Source organism: Acinetobacter sp. KH_038 (genome assembly GCF_057839405.1).
This window is the reverse complement of sequence record NZ_JBYQPF010000002.1, coordinates 110,559-127,932: the sequence shown is the minus strand read 5'-3', so window position 1 is coordinate 127,932 and position 17,374 is coordinate 110,559. Positions and strand designations below refer to the sequence as shown.

12 protein-coding genes and 2 pseudogenes are annotated in these 17,374 nt (G+C 39.9%); 8 read left to right on the top strand and 6 right to left on the bottom strand.

What is annotated here, in order from left to right; translation table 11 throughout:
* The first annotated feature begins 856 nt into the window (after positions 1 to 856).
* Positions 857 to 1,630 (top strand): ParA family protein, encoded by a 774-nt coding sequence (locus AC3IT7_RS15580; protein ID WP_100355964.1) that lies wholly within the window; start codon positions 857 to 859, stop codon positions 1,628 to 1,630.
* A gap of 13 nt (positions 1,631 to 1,643) precedes the next feature.
* Entirely contained in the window at positions 1,644 to 2,555 is a 912-nt protein-coding gene (locus AC3IT7_RS15575) for a ParB/RepB/Spo0J family partition protein (protein WP_100358212.1), read from the top strand.
* 50 nt (positions 2,556 to 2,605) lie between these two features.
* Here the strand turns inward: AC3IT7_RS15575 and AC3IT7_RS15570 are convergent.
* A pseudogene (locus AC3IT7_RS15570) lies at positions 2,606 to 3,320 on the bottom strand (IS5 family transposase).
* Positions 3,321 to 4,212: 892 nt separating this feature from the next.
* Here AC3IT7_RS15570 and AC3IT7_RS15565 point away from each other — a divergent pair.
* A complete protein-coding gene (locus AC3IT7_RS15565) occupies positions 4,213 to 4,902 on the top strand; it encodes a GntR family transcriptional regulator (RefSeq protein ID WP_004281969.1) in 690 nt (229 codons plus the stop codon).
* Positions 4,903 to 5,125: 223 nt separating this feature from the next.
* Here the strand turns inward: AC3IT7_RS15565 and AC3IT7_RS15560 are convergent, their stop codons facing one another.
* A complete protein-coding gene (locus AC3IT7_RS15560; protein WP_004812056.1) occupies positions 5,126 to 5,338 on the bottom strand; it encodes a hypothetical protein in 213 nt (70 codons plus the stop codon).
* Here AC3IT7_RS15560 and AC3IT7_RS15555 point away from each other — a divergent pair.
* Positions 5,309 to 5,894, top strand: a pseudogene (locus AC3IT7_RS15555) (IS4 family transposase); the annotation flags it as partial. The gene AC3IT7_RS15560 and the pseudogene AC3IT7_RS15555 sit on opposite strands and share 30 nt — an antisense overlap.
* Before the next feature lie 19 nt (positions 5,895 to 5,913).
* Here AC3IT7_RS15555 and AC3IT7_RS15550 read toward each other — a convergent pair.
* Positions 5,914 to 6,087, bottom strand: a complete 174-nt coding sequence (locus tag AC3IT7_RS15550) for a hypothetical protein (protein WP_004281965.1) — start codon at positions 6,085 to 6,087, stop codon at positions 5,914 to 5,916.
* A 1,059-nt stretch (positions 6,088 to 7,146) separates the two neighbouring features.
* Positions 7,147 to 8,079 (bottom strand): IS5 family transposase, encoded by a 933-nt coding sequence (locus AC3IT7_RS15545; RefSeq protein WP_489250037.1) that lies wholly within the window; start codon positions 8,077 to 8,079, stop codon positions 7,147 to 7,149.
* A gap of 505 nt (positions 8,080 to 8,584) precedes the next feature.
* Between AC3IT7_RS15545 and AC3IT7_RS15540 the strand changes: the two genes are divergently transcribed.
* Genes AC3IT7_RS15540 through pnuC form a run of 3 tightly spaced genes read left to right on the top strand, consistent with a single transcriptional unit; the run spans position 8,585 to position 12,603 of the window.
* The gene (locus AC3IT7_RS15540; RefSeq protein ID WP_489250036.1) at positions 8,585 to 9,790 is read left to right on the top strand and encodes a phosphotransferase enzyme family protein; all 1,206 of its coding nucleotides are present in this window, start codon (positions 8,585 to 8,587) and stop codon (positions 9,788 to 9,790) included.
* A gap of 40 nt (positions 9,791 to 9,830) precedes the next feature.
* A complete protein-coding gene (locus AC3IT7_RS15535; protein ID WP_420938047.1) occupies positions 9,831 to 12,005 on the top strand; it encodes a TonB-dependent siderophore receptor in 2,175 nt (724 codons plus the stop codon).
* A 28-nt stretch (positions 12,006 to 12,033) separates the two neighbouring features.
* On the top strand, positions 12,034 to 12,603 hold the full coding sequence (pnuC, locus tag AC3IT7_RS15530) for a nicotinamide riboside transporter PnuC (RefSeq protein WP_004281962.1): 570 nt from the start codon (positions 12,034 to 12,036) through the stop codon (positions 12,601 to 12,603).
* 177 nt (positions 12,604 to 12,780) lie between these two features.
* Here pnuC and exaC read toward each other — a convergent pair whose 3' ends face one another.
* The gene (gene exaC, locus AC3IT7_RS15525) at positions 12,781 to 14,292 is read right to left on the bottom strand and encodes an acetaldehyde dehydrogenase ExaC (RefSeq protein WP_005093765.1); all 1,512 of its coding nucleotides are present in this window, start codon (positions 14,290 to 14,292) and stop codon (positions 12,781 to 12,783) included.
* Positions 14,293 to 14,493: 201 nt separating this feature from the next.
* Between exaC and AC3IT7_RS15520 the strand changes: the two genes are divergently transcribed.
* Positions 14,494 to 15,675, top strand: a complete 1,182-nt coding sequence (locus AC3IT7_RS15520; RefSeq protein WP_004647792.1) for a helix-turn-helix domain-containing protein — start codon at positions 14,494 to 14,496, stop codon at positions 15,673 to 15,675.
* Between the two features lie 505 nt (positions 15,676 to 16,180).
* On the opposite strand, the gene mdh is transcribed toward AC3IT7_RS15520, so the two are convergent.
* Complete coding sequence (gene mdh / locus AC3IT7_RS15515; protein WP_253135508.1) at positions 16,181 to 17,353, bottom strand: iron-dependent methanol dehydrogenase; 1,173 nt, start codon at positions 17,351 to 17,353, stop codon at positions 16,181 to 16,183.
* Positions 17,354 to 17,374 lie beyond the last annotated feature (21 nt).

The following is a 17,374-nucleotide window of genomic DNA, read 5'->3' as shown; positions in this document are numbered from 1 at the left end:
AACCGTGATATTTATAATTTGACTCTGTTTTTATATACAAAAGTGGAAAAACTTTCAAGACTTTCACCACAAGAATGTAAAAGTGGAAGGTTTGTCATCAAAAAAAAGTAATTTGTCCAGTTTCCTGCGCTTAAAGTGGAATTTATTATAATTTTTCCACCCTATAGTGACAAAGCTTCCACTCTTAACCAGTAAAGCATAGTTTGCAAAGCCTATTTTTGCTGTTTCTAATCTAAATACAGATATCTGGGCTCGGTTAGAAAGCCTGATGTGACAAGGCTTCCACCTTTCAGACAGAGTTAAAAGGCACAACTGAACATATAATCATCGAGAAATATCCAATAAAAACAACTTATCCACAAGTTAATTAAAAACAGTGACAAGCTCTCCACCGTTAAAGCTTTTTAAGTAAACTTTATCAACAACTTAAGATGTTGTTTTTTAATATATTTTAAAACAAAAACAGCATTTTAAAAAATAGCAGTGACAAGTCTTCCACCTCAGTGACAAGTCTTCCACTTTAGAGTGACAAACCTTCCACCTTAGAGTGACAAGCCTTCCACTTTAGAGTGACAGACCTTCCACCTTAGAGTGACAAGCCTTCCACTTTAGAGTGACAAACCTTCCACCTTTAAAATCCTAAGCTATTGTTTTAATTATTAAATATTCGTCTCTAATTATTAATTAGCTAAATAACTAATTATTCTAATTATTAATTAAGCTAGCTTGATAAATAATTTATTTTTAAGTTGTTTTACATCTGAACAAATAGGATTTATAAATTTAAAAACTGTAGTAAGATAGCTAAAAGTTATTTATATTACTTAACATTCAAATACGGAAGCATCTGACACGTATGTCTGCAAAAATTATTACTGTTGCTAATCATAAAGGTGGATGTGGTAAAACAACGACGGTTGTTCACCTCGCTTCTGAACTTGCTCACCTTGGCAACAAAGTTCTAGTAATTGATTTAGATCCTCAAGCAAACGCAAGTTTACATATTGGGATCCAACATCCGAGTGAAATTGTTGTGACTACAGCAGAATTACTCCTGGGTGATATTTCATTGTTGGCAGATGCATTACAAGAAGAAACAAACTTTGAAAAAGTATCATTAATTTATGGTTCCTTAAATTTAGGGAAAACAGAAGATCAACTGAAAGAAGAAGCACCGCGACCTTCTGAAGAATTAAATATCAAGTTAGAGTTATTAAAAGATCTTTATGACTTCATATTGATCGACTGCCCACCCAGTCTAAAATTATTGACCAGTAATGCTCTAGCCTCTTCCACCCATGTCATTATTCCTATCGAATCTGGATCACAATATGGACTATATGGGGTAACAGATCTGTTAAATCATCTAGAAAAGATCAGACGGATTAATCCAGATTTAGAGCTTTTAGGTGGCTTACTGATTAAGCATGATGAACGTCAGAATGTTTGTAAGTTGATTCGGGATGAAGCATTGAAACAGGTGGGGAAAATTTTAGAAACCACCATTCCTCAAAGTACTAAAGTCAATCAGGCCGCAATTCTGCAACAATCACTTTTGAAAGTAGAAAAAAATTCAAAGGTACGTAAGGCATTTGAAAGCCTGGCCAATGAAATTGTAGCGAAAGTTTAAATCTGAGAGCATTATGGCAAGCACCAAAGAGCTTTTAGCTCAGAAACTAAAACAGAATACAGAAAAACACCAGCAAGCGCAGAAAGACAATATTAGAGAGCTGAAGGAGTTTCGACGCAATGTTCCAATTGAAGATATCAGTCGAAGTCCGAACCAGCCGCGTAAAGTCTTTGAGGAATTACCGTTAAAAGAACTGGCGAACTCTATCGAAGAAGTCGGTCTTTTGCAGCCTATTACTGTCCGTAAACTTGATAATCTGAAATATGAAATCATCGCAGGTGAACGACGCTTACGTGCCCATCAGCTGCTGGGTAAATCTGTGATTGAAGCCATCATCATTGATGCAAATAATGAAGAAGCATCATTATTAACCTTGGCGGAGAATTTAAAACGCCAGGATTTGACTGATTATGAAATTTTTATTGGTTTAAATTCACTCGATGAAAAATTAAAGAAAAACAAGCAGCGTTTAGCCAATTCACTGAGTTTAAATCGTGAAGATATGTACAAATATTTAGCCTATGAGAAGTTGCCTCAAGCGATTTTAAATGATCTTGAAATTGATCCAGGTTTAATCGGCAGAACAGCTGCAACCGCATTCAAAAAGTTCCTGTCTGACCATATACAGCAGTTTGCTGAGGCCGAAGCTGCTTTGCTTCAAGCCTGGGAAAAAGTAAAAGATAAAAAGCTCGAACAAAGCAAAGTTACGGCCTATGCTGAAAAACTTTTGAGTCAGCAGACCGAGAAACTCAGCACCACATCTGTGGTGAGAAAAATCGAATATGATGGCAAGATTGCCGGGAATATCAAACTTGATCATAAACAGCTTAAAGTTTCTCTGAATATTTCAGAAATTGATGAAGCGAGTTTGTTACAACTAGAAGACTTTTTAAAACAGCTCATTCAGAGAAATAAAAAAGTGTAGCAACTTGCTACACTTTTTTTTGACAATCTCAAACTAGGGCGTGTCATCAATTAAGCCAGATAGATCGCTGATAAGAAGTTTTGAGCCAATTTATCATAGCGTGTGGCAATAGCACGATATTGTTTGAGCTTGGCAAAAAAAATCTCGATCAGATGTCTTGCCTTGTAGATATGTCAATCATAATCACGCTGATCAATAGAATTACTTTTCGCTGGCATCACAACTTGACCCTTCGCCTCTAAAATTGGATCAATGACCCGATCCCTAGAGTTGTAGGCTTTATCCATAAACCAGGTCTGGCTCAACGATAAGTCCAGCAACACATCTGAACCGTTTAAGTCATGGACCTGCCCATCCGTGAGATAAAATCCTGTCGGGTTGCCTAAAGCATCAGTACGGGCATGAATTTTGGTGCTTAAGCCCCCTTTACTGCGCCTAGTCGCCTGATTTCCCCCCAGCGCTGTGTTGGTAAGCACGTACAATGGGGTGGAGTCTAACATGACATATTCATTGTCAAGGTCATGTGACAGCACTTCAAAGACTCTCTGCCACACACCTGTTTTAGCCCAAAGACTAAAACGAGTATGCACTACTCTAAAATCACCAAAGCGTTCGATTAAGTCTCGCCACGGGATACCTGAACGATACCGCTTCAACAAATAGTCGGTTATCTTTGGCCGTTACTCCAACAGTACCCATTCGTCCATGTAACAGATCTTTAATCTGTTCCCACTGATCATCTTTTAATGCATAGCGTTTAGTCATGAAAAAATTATGAGGACCGGTAAGATTTTCTCAAGCTAATTGATGACACCTTAATTCAAAATAAAAAACGGTTTTAAATATTATTTCTATAAATTTCAATGTTACACTGACTTATAACAGGTTTTAATTGATTCCGCTTAGATGATATATGGGACCTAAAAAATTAACTAATTAACTTATGTCCATGAAAAATTATAAATAAATGGACATATATCAATGGTGTATGGTTGTTTTTTTATAATAAATAGCCTAAGTGATCGTTAGTGAATAGATGTTTTTTTTGGTGCGGTATAATTACCTGAAAATCCAGACATCAGTTATAAAATGAGATAAATTTTGAAGGACGCCAGCTTTAAACCGCAGCTTTCATTTTTTGTCTACATACAGCAGTCCAAGACGTTACCCAGTGTCACGTTACGGAACCGCACTCAGTGCGCTTGCCGGATTCAACAGTCTGGAGATCTTAGTATATTGCCCTATAAAGCTCATTTTATTAAAGATAATCTTTAATAGTCAAAGGCATTCAAATGTATAGATAGGGACTGTGTCAGGAAATGTGCTAGTAGAGGTGGGCAATAATGTCTAGAATCAAGGTACGTGATTTTCTCAGTCGACTATTACGAATAGCCGCCGATTTTGTAGATGCCTTTTAATTAGATTAGACTGTCACCACTCTCCTAGACAAATTTAGTCTATTCTTTTTGCATAAATGAGAACATTATGAGTGGACAACGATATTCTCTCAGAATCACGTATCAATCATGCTGCTAAACATTCTCATTAAAACAAGGGAATGCATCTTTTTACTGATCTGTACCTTGTTTTCAATTTTCCTCTGTTCTTTAATTTAGTACTATCTTTATCACTTATGAGCACTCACTGGATTCACTGAATGAAGTATATGGAAATCAGAGATTTGATTGAGGCTGAATTGAAAAATTACAGTTCTAATCAAATAATTCCATCCGAACGGTACTTGGCATTAAAGTTTGACTGTTCAAGGGAAACAGTGCGTAAGGCCTATGAACAGCTTCGTGCCGAAGATAAAATTTTCAAACGGCAAAATCTCGGCTGGTTCGTGAGTAATAAAAAAATTCAATATTATCCAAACTCAATTGAAAATTTTCGTTCTTATATGAAGGCACAGGGTTTTAATGCCAGAACTGAACTGATCTCGACCAGACAGCTGCAGCGATTGGATCACAGTAATCTTTTTAGCGAAGAAAATCGTAAATTGGGCTTTATTGAAATTATCCGTTTACGTTATGCTGATGATGTACCAGTACTTCTAGAATATAATTATTTACCTGTTGCGCTGTTTCCAGATGTACTGAATTATAATGTGATTACTTCGGTCCAAGATGTCATTAAAAATCACTTTCATTATAATTACACGAGTAGTCAGTTAAAAATTAAAAATACCGGTGTGTCTCATTTTGAGAGCCAGCACTTAGGTATTCCTTTAAGTCAAACCGCCACTTATATTGAACGTATTTCAAAATCAGATGATCTAGTGATTGAATATGACATCGAAATCTGGTCACAGGACAAAATTGAAATGACCTTAGATATTCAAGCATAAGCTTATATTTATATCCTGCCCATTCAAATCCTAAGAAGTTAAATGGTTTTAGGATTTTTTTTATTTTCTTAGATTAGACCTCCTTCATAAATCATTCTTACTCAGTTGCAAATTATAAATTCCAGCAACTAGATTGAATCTCAAAAAGGGGGGGTAGCTCTATTGCGATAACGTTCTGAAAGCATTTTGAAAGTTTTTAGACTGCCAAATACATACTTAATTTCTATTCTTCTTTATTGATTTCCTGATTATAGATTTTTAGTTCAGGATCCAGTTTACAGCGGCTTTTGGCCTCTAATGGCAACAGGGTATTGGGATACAAAGTATAAATCCTTTGATAACCTCTATCTGTAAGAACAAAGGCTCCTGAAGGGATCTGGTTTAAATTGTGTTTGAACAATTCTAAATCAAGCGTAATTCTCAGCATGACTTTCATATCAGGATGCCAATATCAGCAAATGCCAAGAAACTTAATCCAACATTAGGGGGTATTGGGAAGTGCGTTTGATTGAAGTTGAGCAGAAAGGGAAAATTAGACGTTATATCACTTTATTAATGAACCCAAAGACACAGCCACTGATAGGCTTGGCGAAGCTTTATGCTCAGCGCTGGGAAATAGAAATGTGTTACCCAGAAATCAAAAGTGATTTACAGGAGGGCAAGCATTTGAGGAACAAGCAACCTGATTTAGTTTGTCAATAATTATGGGGGGCTTTATTGCCTACAATATTCTAAGAAGACAAATGAAACATATGGCTCAACGTGCAAAAGTCAGTCCTTTGAGAATCAGCTTTCATATTGCATCTATTGGCATTCTGAATATATTAAGATTCGACTCTTTAGACTCCGCAGGTAATTTACCTAAACATTTAGAAAGTTTACTGGAAAAATCTAAGAGATATGTTTTGCCTGAGAGGGGAGTGAGGAGTTGCCCACGAGTTGTGAAAGGAACACCACAGAAATACTCAAGAAAATGCCAGTCAATTTCTTAACTGACCGGCATCACTTTAATTAAGGGCTTTCAGATGATTCAGATTTTTTGTCTTTCTCATTTCCATAATCTAAAGCAACCTGTTGCGCTTCGGCGGCGGCAGTTGCTTCTATTGGGATGGATTCATCTGCAATAGCTACTGTTCCAGTAAATCCAAATAAGCTCAGGATTAGAATCTTTGAATACTTTTCCATCTGAATTTCCTCTGCGTTTCTAAAACTTAATTTCAGTGTAGAGGGTAAGTTTAAATTCCGATGTATGAGCTATGTCTGCATATGTAAGATATTCAGGATCCAAGTTATAGAACCTCGGGTTTATGTAAGAATACTTATCGGATGAGTTTTTTTGTAGCATTGACTGGCCAAATACAGACCGATTTTCTTGGAAATCTTTTATAGGGAAGATAATTTAATGGCAAATTATAAAAAGAGCATAGCAATGGTTAACTGCGGTAATCCCCCCCTACAATAAAATCCAAGAAGACATAAACAATATGGAACCAACTACGATGAAATGGATCGGCAATAATATTGAGTTAAATGACATGCAGGGTGTCCATACTTTCTTATTAAGTTTAGAAGAAGAAGGTGGTGTTGATTAATCGCAGTATGTCATGAGTCTTATACAGGATATCGCCCAGTACATAAGGTTAAGTTTGAAAAGAATTAGCACCTCCTCTGAGAGATTTTTCTTTACCAGCCCTGTTTTTGTAACATCTAGTAATTTTTTTGTAACCTTATTGTTATTTATTGTTCACTTTGTTTATTATATAAAAGATGAAAGGTGGAGAATTTAAGATGCTCACTAAGGTCGAAGCCATTGTGATTTTACTAATGGTAATTGCATTAATACTCATTATTTATGAAATGGGACAAGGACTTAATTGGACTTTATAAACGCTTTCTCAGTTTAAAAAAAGTCCTCAATTGATGGCATTAATTTATTTATCAGAAGTTTCAGAATTTTGATCTTATACTTGGCTGACTAAAGATGAATAATATCTATATTGGTGATATTGTTTACCTAGTTTACGGTAGTCATCCAATGATGGTTGAAAAATTGCAGGATAATTTAGCTACTTGTATATGGTTCAGTGATAAAAAACATTTTTTCCGTGAGAATTTTCCCTTAAATATCTTAATAAAAAAAACGTAATTCAACAAAATATACCTGGGCGAATTCAAAGCTCATAGTGTACAGGGGCTTTGTTGCATAAAGGTTTGAAAGGCTGAGTTCCCTTAAGCTACTCAAATTTAAGAGACAACTTGGGTATGAGGGCGACCTAATTCTGTGAATTTATTCAAGACTGCCATGCGTGCATGGATCTCATTCACCTGACTTGGAAAACTCCGCGCTGTTAATTTATCGCCTAATAATTTGATGCAATGCATCTTGGTTTCAACCAAACTTCGACGGTGATAACCAGACCACTTTTTCCAAAGCGATCTGCCTAGCCGTTTGACTGTCTTTAATAATTCGTTCCGCTCTATAGACCTCGCTTGCTGATCCTTCCAAGGCTTTGCATTCTTTCTAGGTGGAATGATCGCATGTGCATCTCGATCTAAAATGACTTGTCGGCAGTGCTTTGTGTCATAAGCACCATCTGTATAAACAGAATCAATTGGTTCATCCAAGGGAATTTGAGCAAGTAAATCTTCGAGTACTTGAGAATCACTGACATTATTTGTGGTGAGTTGTACTACACGTATTTGCAGGGTTTTAGCATCTATAGCAATGTGAAGCTTACGCCATTGGCGACGATATTCAGCCCCATGTTTCTTGCGTTTCCATTCACCTTCACCAAGAAACTTCAAACCAGTAGAGTCTACGAGTAGATGCAGTCCATCACTACTTTTTTGATAGCTAATCGCAATATCAATATGCTTTTGTCTACGACAAAGGGTGGAATAATCCGGAGCTGTCCAATCTAATCCAGAGAGTTTAATCAGACTTTGAACAAAACCTGTGACCATACGTAAAGAGAGTCGGAATAGTAATTTGATCATTAAGCAGCATTGAATCGCTGTATCGGAGTAGGTTTGATTTCGACCTTGCTTGCCTTGTGATTGTGCATACCACTGAGTCTTTGGATCAAACCAAATGGAAATATTACCTCGGTTAATTAAGGCTCGGTTATAGGATGACCAATTGGTTGTACGGTAGATTTTAGAGGCAGGCTTATTCATTTTGAAATTATATTGCTGAATAAGCTTTTGATGCTAGGTTTGTGCAACAAAGCCGTGTACAGGTCATTTCGACCATGGCATGTGTTACTGATCTAAACAATGAATCACTGGTAGAATTTGCTGCTGAGGAACATGGATTTAAAGAGCTACTTAGTGAAGTCATGAAAATGAATTACGGTGCATTTCAAAACTATGTTATAGCTTGAACTGAGGATCAGAAAGCTTGTTTGAATTGATGTATTTCATCCGCAGATTATGCGCGAATGCTAAGAAATCTGGAGTTCGAATATTAACCAAAAAGAAGATCATTTTTTGATTTATGCGAGAGATCTATTTTATTTTTATATTTATAAGGCTAAACTTGCCTCCAATTTAATACTGGTATGTACCACTTAATTTTAGGGCGTGTCTTCAATATTAAATGTATTTAAAAATACTGTTTGCATGTTCGCCTAAACAATGATTTTCCATTATTACATAATGATCTGGCTCAGGAATATTGATAATGACCACAATGACTGATGATTTAGGTCATGGTATGGGCAATGCCTGGGAACATAAAGACTGGGCACATATTTCTGATCCAGAATTACAAAGCCTGCAGCAGCATTATTCCTGTTTACAAGGTCATATTCAGATTTTGTGGTGTAGTCCCCGGCCATTTTCATCTGCGGCGCTGGTCAAGGTGGAGCAGGATTTTGTGAGCAGGGATGAAGCAGTCGCGCATCAGTATTTGATCAAGCGCAGTCATTGTTCATTTCGTCGTGCCCACGATATTTTACAGGAGCATGCCGTTCTTCAGCATTTAGCCAGCAAAGAAATTCCTGTTGCAGCATTGATTAGGTCAAATCAAGATCTGACTGCTTTAGAGGTGGGTGACTGGACCTATGAAGTTTATGCAAAAGCAGCCGGTTTAGATCTGTATGCAGATCAGCAATCCTGGAAACCTTTTTTCTATGCTGAACATGCCGCCAAGGCAGGGGCTTTACTGGCCAGACTACATCTGGCGATGCAGGATTTTCCCGAACAGCAGGGCAGATCAGCATCTTATTTGGTTTCCAATCAGCAGCTTTTAGACAGTGAAAATATCATTACAGCCATTCAACAGCGCATTGCAAACAGTTCAGAATTAAGCCGTTATTTTGCCGATAAAAATTTAGATCCTTACTTTTTAGATCGAATCTTACAGGTTCACCAGCGTATTCAGCCTGTATTGCAACAGGCAAGCAAAATTTGGACCCATAACGATTTACACGCTTCTAATCTGTTTTGGTCAGCGCCGGATGCCAAAGCTGAAATTACTGCCGTAATTGATTTTGGTTTATCTGACCGAAACTCTGCACTTTATGATCTGGCTGTGACGATTGAACGTAATTTCATTGATTGGTTGGAATTAGAGCAGAGCCCACATATTCAGATTGATGAAGCTGGTTTAACCGCCTTTCTATATGCTTATTTTTCTGAAGTACATCCACAAGAAGATTTTAGTATTTTGCCAGAACTACTGAAAATCGTGCATTTGGATTTCGCTTTTTCAGAGCTTGAGTATTTTGTTGGGATTACTCAAAACCAGCAACATGCAGATGCTGCTTATTACGACTGGATTATCGGTCATGTGGGCTGGTTCTTTGGCGAACAAGGTCAACAATTTACCCAGACCTTAACCCGGCTCATTCAAGATGAATTGCAATCTTCTCAATGCTCTCTCTAAACCCAGCATCATCACCCACTTCACAGACATAAGGTTTCGTATGAACACTCGTCAACTCAAACAGAATGTATTAACTCGATCTTTAAATATGATCATTCTGTCGCAGCTGTGTTTAGCCCCGCTGACTTATGCTGAAGATGATGTTCGACAGCTTGACACGATTGTCATCAAAGCCGATCAAAGCATCCCTTACTCAAGTACCAAAGTGAATGTTGAGGGTTTTGCTACGGACAGTCTTCAAAAAATCCCTGCATCTGTCTCTGTCATCACAGCAGATCTCATCGCGGAACAGCATGCACGTGTACTGAGTGATGTTATAAAAAATGATGCAGCCATCGGTGATGGCTATGCCGCAATTGGCTATTATCCAAACTTTGTCTCTCGTGGCTTTGCACTCGATTTGGCATCTAGCTACCTCATTAATGGCAATGTGATTCGTGGTGAACAAAACGTCGCACTTGAAAATAAAGAACGTGTGGAAATTTTAAAAGGCATGTCCGCGATTCAAAGTGGGATGTCGACCCCGGGTGGGGTTGTGAATTATGTCACCAAGCGACCGAAAGATATTCAGGCACTGACATTCTCGGCCGATCAACACGGCCAGTTTTCAGTGGCAACTGATCTCGGTGGTTTTTTGGGTGATGAGCAACAATTCGGATATCGCATCAATCTGGTGAATGAACAGATGGAGTCTTATGTCGATCATGTCGATGGTGAACGCTATCTAGCGGCATTGGCCTTAGATTGGAAAACATCTGAGCAATCCAAATTAGAATTTGATCTTGAAGCACAGCGTTCCGAACAAAAATCAGTGCCAGGTTATCAATTACTGGATGGTAAAGTCCCAGAAAATGTGAAATGGGACCGATTGCTGGGTTATCAGACTTGGGGCAAACCGGTCACGATCGATAGTCTGAATAGCAGTTTAAAATATAGCTATGCATTGAATGATGACTGGAACTTGGGACTCGTCGCAGCCCACAGTAAATCCAGAGTTGATGACTATTCAAGCTTTGCTTATGGTTATTATCGGGAAGGCTGTCTGGAAGAGTATTCCTGTAACACGTTTGGTAAAGCTGGCGAGTATGATATTTACGATTATCAGAATCCAGATGAAACCTTTAAAACCAACCAATTTAAAGTCAAACTAGATGGGGTGATTGATACCAATTGGGCGCAACATTATCTACATTTTGATATTACACAAACCAATAAATCGCGAGATCGTTTTGCTGGTGTCAATGAATGGAAATGGATTGGTGTAGGTAATATTTATACAGAAACCATAGATTTTTCCCCAGTAACAGCGAATGCTGGACCAAAATATCAAGTACTTAAAAGTAAACAAACTGCATTTACAGCATTAGACCGTATTGAATGGAATAAACAGTGGTCTACTTTGATTGGCGGAAAATGGATTGAGCTTGATGAGCAAGCTTATGGTGAAGGTCAGGTAAAAGTACGCGATACCGATTTAGGCAAATTTTTACCGCAATTTGCGATCAGCTATAGCCCCTTGGAATCGACTACCGTCTATGCCTCGTATGCGAAAGGCTTGTCAGATGGAAAGACAGCACCTTTGTTTGCAGAGAATGCGGCTGAAACTCTAGCGCCGATCTATTCAGAGCAATATGAAATTGGCCTAAAACAACAGATCAAGCAGTTTTTATTGACTGCCTCGCTATTTGATTTACGCCAAGACAACCAATATAGCAAGCCGATTTCAGGACTTCGCTATTTTGTTGCGGAAGGCGAACAACATAGTCAGGGTCTGGAGCTCGGACTGAATGGTGCATTAACCGATCATCTGGCCTTAACTTCATCTTTAGCCTTGACTAAAGCCCGTTTAGAAAATGTAGAAGCGGTTGAATATGGCAATCATCAGGCGCAAAACGTGCCAAAAGTTCGTTTCGCAACACATCTTCGCTATAACGTACCGAGCATTGCAGGTTTCACTGTTCTGGCAGGTGGTCAATACAGTTCCAGCAAATATGCCAACAAAGAGGGTGCTGCGAAAGTCGCAGGTTATAGTGTGGTTGATTTAGGCGCTGCTTATCAATTTAAACTAAATACGACCGATGCATTGCTACGCTTGAATATTAATAATCTGTTCAACAAGAAATACTGGCGTGATGCAGGTGAATTTTTGGGTGACGATTATTTATTCTTGGGTTCGCCGCGTACAGCAACCTTGTCATTCAATCTGAACTTCTAAATTGGCTGCTTAATCAGGTTATATTGTTATGGAAAATATAGAAATTGCAGCGTTCATTTTAAACGTTTTAGGTGTCTGGCTGACCTCCAAACAATATAAAGTCTGCTGGTTGGTGAATATTGTCGCTGTATTTTTATATATGATTATTTTTTATCGTGTCAATTTATTTGCAGACGCAGCATTACAAGCCGTATTTATCTTGATGCAACTGTATGGCTGGTATAGCTGGTCGAAGAAAAATCATGACCAGGCTATCACCGTGCAGATTGGCTATTTGAATAAAAAAATCTGGGTATATAGCCTGATTGTGGGTATTGTCGCCGGTCTGGTGATTGGCGCCTTATTTGCTCATTTCACCACAGCATCACTCCCTTGGTTGGATTCCATGTTGGCTTCTTTTAGCTTGGTGGCAAGTTATTGGGCGGCAAAAAAATATATTGAAAGCTGGGGATTATGGTGTGTGTTAGATGTGATTTATGTCGGCATGTATAGCTATAAGTCATTGTATTTAACCGCCGTGCTTTATTTTATTTTTATTCTTCTGGCACTCAATGGCTGGAGAATGTGGCGAAATCTTTATAGAGTGAAATTATCTTGAAATGACACTATTGCAAATAGAAATTTGAGGTGATGCTCTTTCCTTTAAAAAAAGTATTTATAGACTAAAAACTTTATTTGAATTGGCCGCAGCTTGAAGATGTTGCTGATATTTTGTGAAAGCTAGCTACCATACATTCAAAGCGAACCGAAGTTCGCTTTGAATGTATTTCACTTCTTAAAAGAACCCGGCTGGTTTGGTCGAATAGCTGACTAGCAAGTTTTTAGTCTGCTGATAATGATCCAGCATCATTCTATGATTCTCACGCCCAATCCCTGATTTTTTATAACCACCGAAAGCCGCATGGGCAGGGTAGATGTGATAACAGTTAGTCCAGACCCGACCTGCCTGAATAGCACGGCCTGCACGGTAAGAGGTATGCGCTGAGCGTGACCAGACACCGGCACCGAGTCCATAAATCGTATCATTGGCGATCTTGATCGCATCATCAAAGTCTTTAAAGGTGGTCACAGCCAATACAGGCCCGAAGATTTCATCCTGGAAGGTCTTCATGTCATTGGTGCCTTTAAAGATAGTCGGCTCAATATAGAAACCTTGACCCACTTCCTGACGTGCTTCACCACCAGTCAGGATCTGTGCGCCTTCTTCACGACCAGTGGCAATACAGCCCAGAATCTTGTCCTGCTGTTCCTGTGAGGCTTGCGCGCCAATCATGGTGTCAGTATCCAGCGGATGCCCGGTTTTAATCCGTTTCACCCGTTCAACGGCACGCGCCAGAAATTCGTCAGCAATACTTTCCTGGATCAGCGCACGCGATGGACAGGTGCAGATTTCACCCTGGTTCAGGGCAAACATGGCAAAACCTTCCAGCGCTTTGTCCAGATAATCGTCTTCCTGATCCATAATGTCGGCAAAGAACAAGTTTGGTGATTTACCGCCAAGTTCCAGAGTCACCGGAATAATATTTTCAGTCGCATATTGCATGATCATCTGACCCACTGCGGTGGAACCGGTAAAGGCAATCTTGGAAATACGGGGATTGGTCGCCAGTGGACGGCCAACTTCGACCCCGTAGCCATTGACGATGTTCAACACGCCCGGTGGCAAAATATCCTGAATCAGTTCAGCCAGCACCAGAATGCTGACCGGAGTCTGTTCTGCAGGTTTCAACACAATGCAGTTGCCCGCAGCCAGGGCAGGTGCCAGTTTCCAGACAGCCATCAGAATCGGAAAGTTCCACGGGATAATCTGACCCACGACGCCCAACGGCTCATGAAAATGATAAGCAATCGTATCTTCATCAATTTCGGAAATGCCGCCTTCCTGCGCACGAATACAGCCGGCAAAATAACGGAAATGGTCAATAGCCAGCGGAATATCGGCAGCCAGCGTTTCACGGATCGGTTTGCCGTTATCCCAGGTTTCTGCCACTGCCAGCAGTTCCAGATTTTGTTCCAGACGATCGGCAATTTTCAACAGAATATTGGAGCGGGTGGTCGGCGATGCTCTGTTCCATTGTTCTTTGGCTTTGTGCGCTGCATCCAGGGCCAATTCAATGTCTTCTACAGAAGAACGCGGAACCTTGGTAAAGACTTTGCCATCTACCGGAGAGATGTTGTCAAAGTATTCACCTTTGACCGGAGCGACCCATTCGCCGCCAATAAAATTCTCGTATTGTGCTTTAAAATGAACTTTTGAATCAGGTTGATTAGGATCGACGTAACGCATATTTATTTCCTTTGCTTATTTTCGTATGGCAAAACCGCTTCTACAGCTTTGGTATAAGGTACTTCTGCACCTTATTTGATTAATATAACTGGTATAAGGTTGGAAAAAGGTTGGGGCTAGCATGTTCACGATATTTTCATCCATTTTAAAAAAATAACGATTACAGCGGATGTAAATCATGAATTGTTGTGAGAATAAGGAATGATGACAAAACAAGATTTGATGGAAAAAAGGCACAATACTGATCAGCTTCGGCAAAACAGCAGTTTGTCTCCCTTACATGCAGAACAGCTGGGACAGAGTATTGCCAGCTCCTGGCAACGTTCATCCTCGGCTGAAATCCCGAAGAATCGTTTAGCAGCACCGCTGACGGATTTAAAAAAGACCACTTCTTCCTCAACTTTAGCCCAAGCCCTGCAACATTGTGCTCAGGATTTAAAACATATTGCCGAGCAATCTTCTATGGTGCTGGCGGTCGGAGATATCGGCAGCACCATCATTTGGGCAGCTTCTAGCCCACAAATGCAAAGTGCCGCAGAAAGTGTACATTTTATTGAAGGTGGGCAATGGCGCGAAGAGCTAGTCGGAACCAATGCATTGGCATTATCCTTAAAAACTCAACAATCCAGCTGTGTCTTTTCCAGTGAACATTACATGTCCTCCATTCATGATTGGGTTTGTTACGCTGCCCCGATTATTGATCCCTATTCAAAACAGGTCTTAGGTGTCATTGATCTGTCGACTACCTGGCCAAAGCATAACAGTTTAGCACTACTAGCTGCGGAGCGCTGTGCTACGATCATCCAGTCGGCTCTACTAGAATGCCAGAAGCAGCGCCTGTTTATTCGAGCTTTTTCAGTACCTCAAGTGCTGTTTAATGGCAAGATGCTGGTTCTGACTCCTCGACAGATTGAAATTCTGACCATTCTAGCCTTATGTCCGCAGGGTCTGAGTCTAGATACATTGCATCAAGCCTTATATGGCGAGCGCAAGGTCAGTATGGGTACTTTAAAAGCAGAAATGTCACAATTACGCGATTTATTAGGTGGTATGCTGGGTTCCAGACCCTATCGTTTATTGGCGCATGTAGAGGCTGATTTTTTAATGACAGAGCAATCTTTAGATGCTGGGTATATCGATTCAGCCTTGAAATTATGTACCGGCGTATTTCTGGCCAAAACAGAAAGTCCATTTCTATGCGCTTGGAGAGATTGTCTGGAATCACGCCTGAGCGATGCCATTTTCAAGGCTAATGAAACCGATGTCTTGCTGAAACATGTGGCACATTTTCCTGAAGCGATTGATGCTGTAGAACGCCTGATTGAACTGATGCCCAAAAACCATCCCGTTCATCAGACTCTGTTAAAATATAAAAATCTTTAAAGCTGATGTAACTGTCGGTACAAAGCTAAACAGTTAAAATAGGAATATTCTGGAATATTAAGTATTATCCTTGCTTACTGTGAGTTTACTTATTAATTTAGACTGAACCTGATCCTAAAATTTTTATCAGTGGCTACCCAGTTTGCTGTTTGCCTAGATGCTTGATATCAGCTACGCTCACCTTCATGTCATTTGAAGGACGCGCAGTTTATTCCTCAGGGATCAAATATAATCGTAAGATAATACGCTATGAAATTTTATTTATGGCTAGAACGGGCTAAAAAAATAGTGGCATTTTTCTACCATGGGATTAATGTCGATATTAATAATGAAGGGGACTTCATAAAAAAGAAACACCCCCCGCTTTTATCCTCTTATGAAGGCAAAAGGATCAGCCAGGAACAGGAAAATGCATGTCTGCTCTTGGCACACTTCCTCAGGAAGTGAAACAGGGGCTGTTAAAAATGTAAGTCAGGTACTTGGAGAGAATACTTACATTGAGGTACTACATCGCCGCTTTAAAAATATCTACCACTTGGGCATGGTTGGCTTTACGTGGATTGGTCAACATGCAGGCATCTTTTTGTGCATTTTCCGCCATGATGGCCAAGTCAGCTTCTTTTACATTTAATTCCGTCAGCCCAGATGGAATACCAATTGAAGCCGAAAGCTGACGAATGGCGCCAATCGCTTCATAAGCTGCTCCAGTTACGGTTAAACCTTCTGTATTCACCCCCATCAATTGGGCAATTTTGGCATAACGTTCAGGACAAGCAATCAGGTTAAATTCACAAACATGGGGGAGCAGAATTGCATTACAAACACCATGCGGCAAGTTGTAGAAGCCTCCGAGCTGATGTGCCATCGCATGCACATATCCTAAAGAGGCGTTGTTAAAGGCCATTCCGGCAAGATATTGGGCATAGCTCATGGCATCCCGTGCTTCCAGATTATCCCCATTCGCCACTGCCAGGCTAAGCCATTCGCTGATCATGGTAATCGCCTTTTCTGCACAGGCATCAGTGATTGGATTTGCTGCCGTAGACACATAAGCTTCTACTGCATGCGTCAAGGCATCCATACCTGTTGCCGCAGTCAGCCCTGCAGGTTTGGCCAACATAAGTTTAGGGTCATCAATCGCAATGAGTGGTGTACAACGCCAATCTACAATCGCCATTTTCACATGGGTATCGGTATTGGTAATGATACAGAAACGTGTCATCTCCGAAGCTGTCCCTGCCGTGGTATTGATTGCAATCAGTGGTGTCATCGGGACGGTACTTTTATCAATCCCTTCATAATCACGGATATGTCCGCCACCTGCAGTGACTAGGCCAATGCCTTTGGCACAGTCATGTGATGAACCCCCACCTAACGATACAATAAAATCACAGGCATTTTCATTATAAGCTGTAACTCCATGATGCACGTTAATATCAGTTGGATTGGGTTCCGCGCCTGAGAAAATATAACTGTCAACACCCGCCTCTTTCAAATAATTTGCAATCTCATCTGCAACACCAAATTTAAACAGCCCCGCATCAGTTACAATCAGCGCTTTCTTGGCACCTAAATTTTGTGCTTTTATCCCGATTTCTTTAGCACAGCCCGGACCAAAAAGTGAAACACAGGGAATATAAAAACCGTTAGTTTGATCTGAAATTTTTTTAAAAGCCATGGCGTGATTCCTTCTACCATT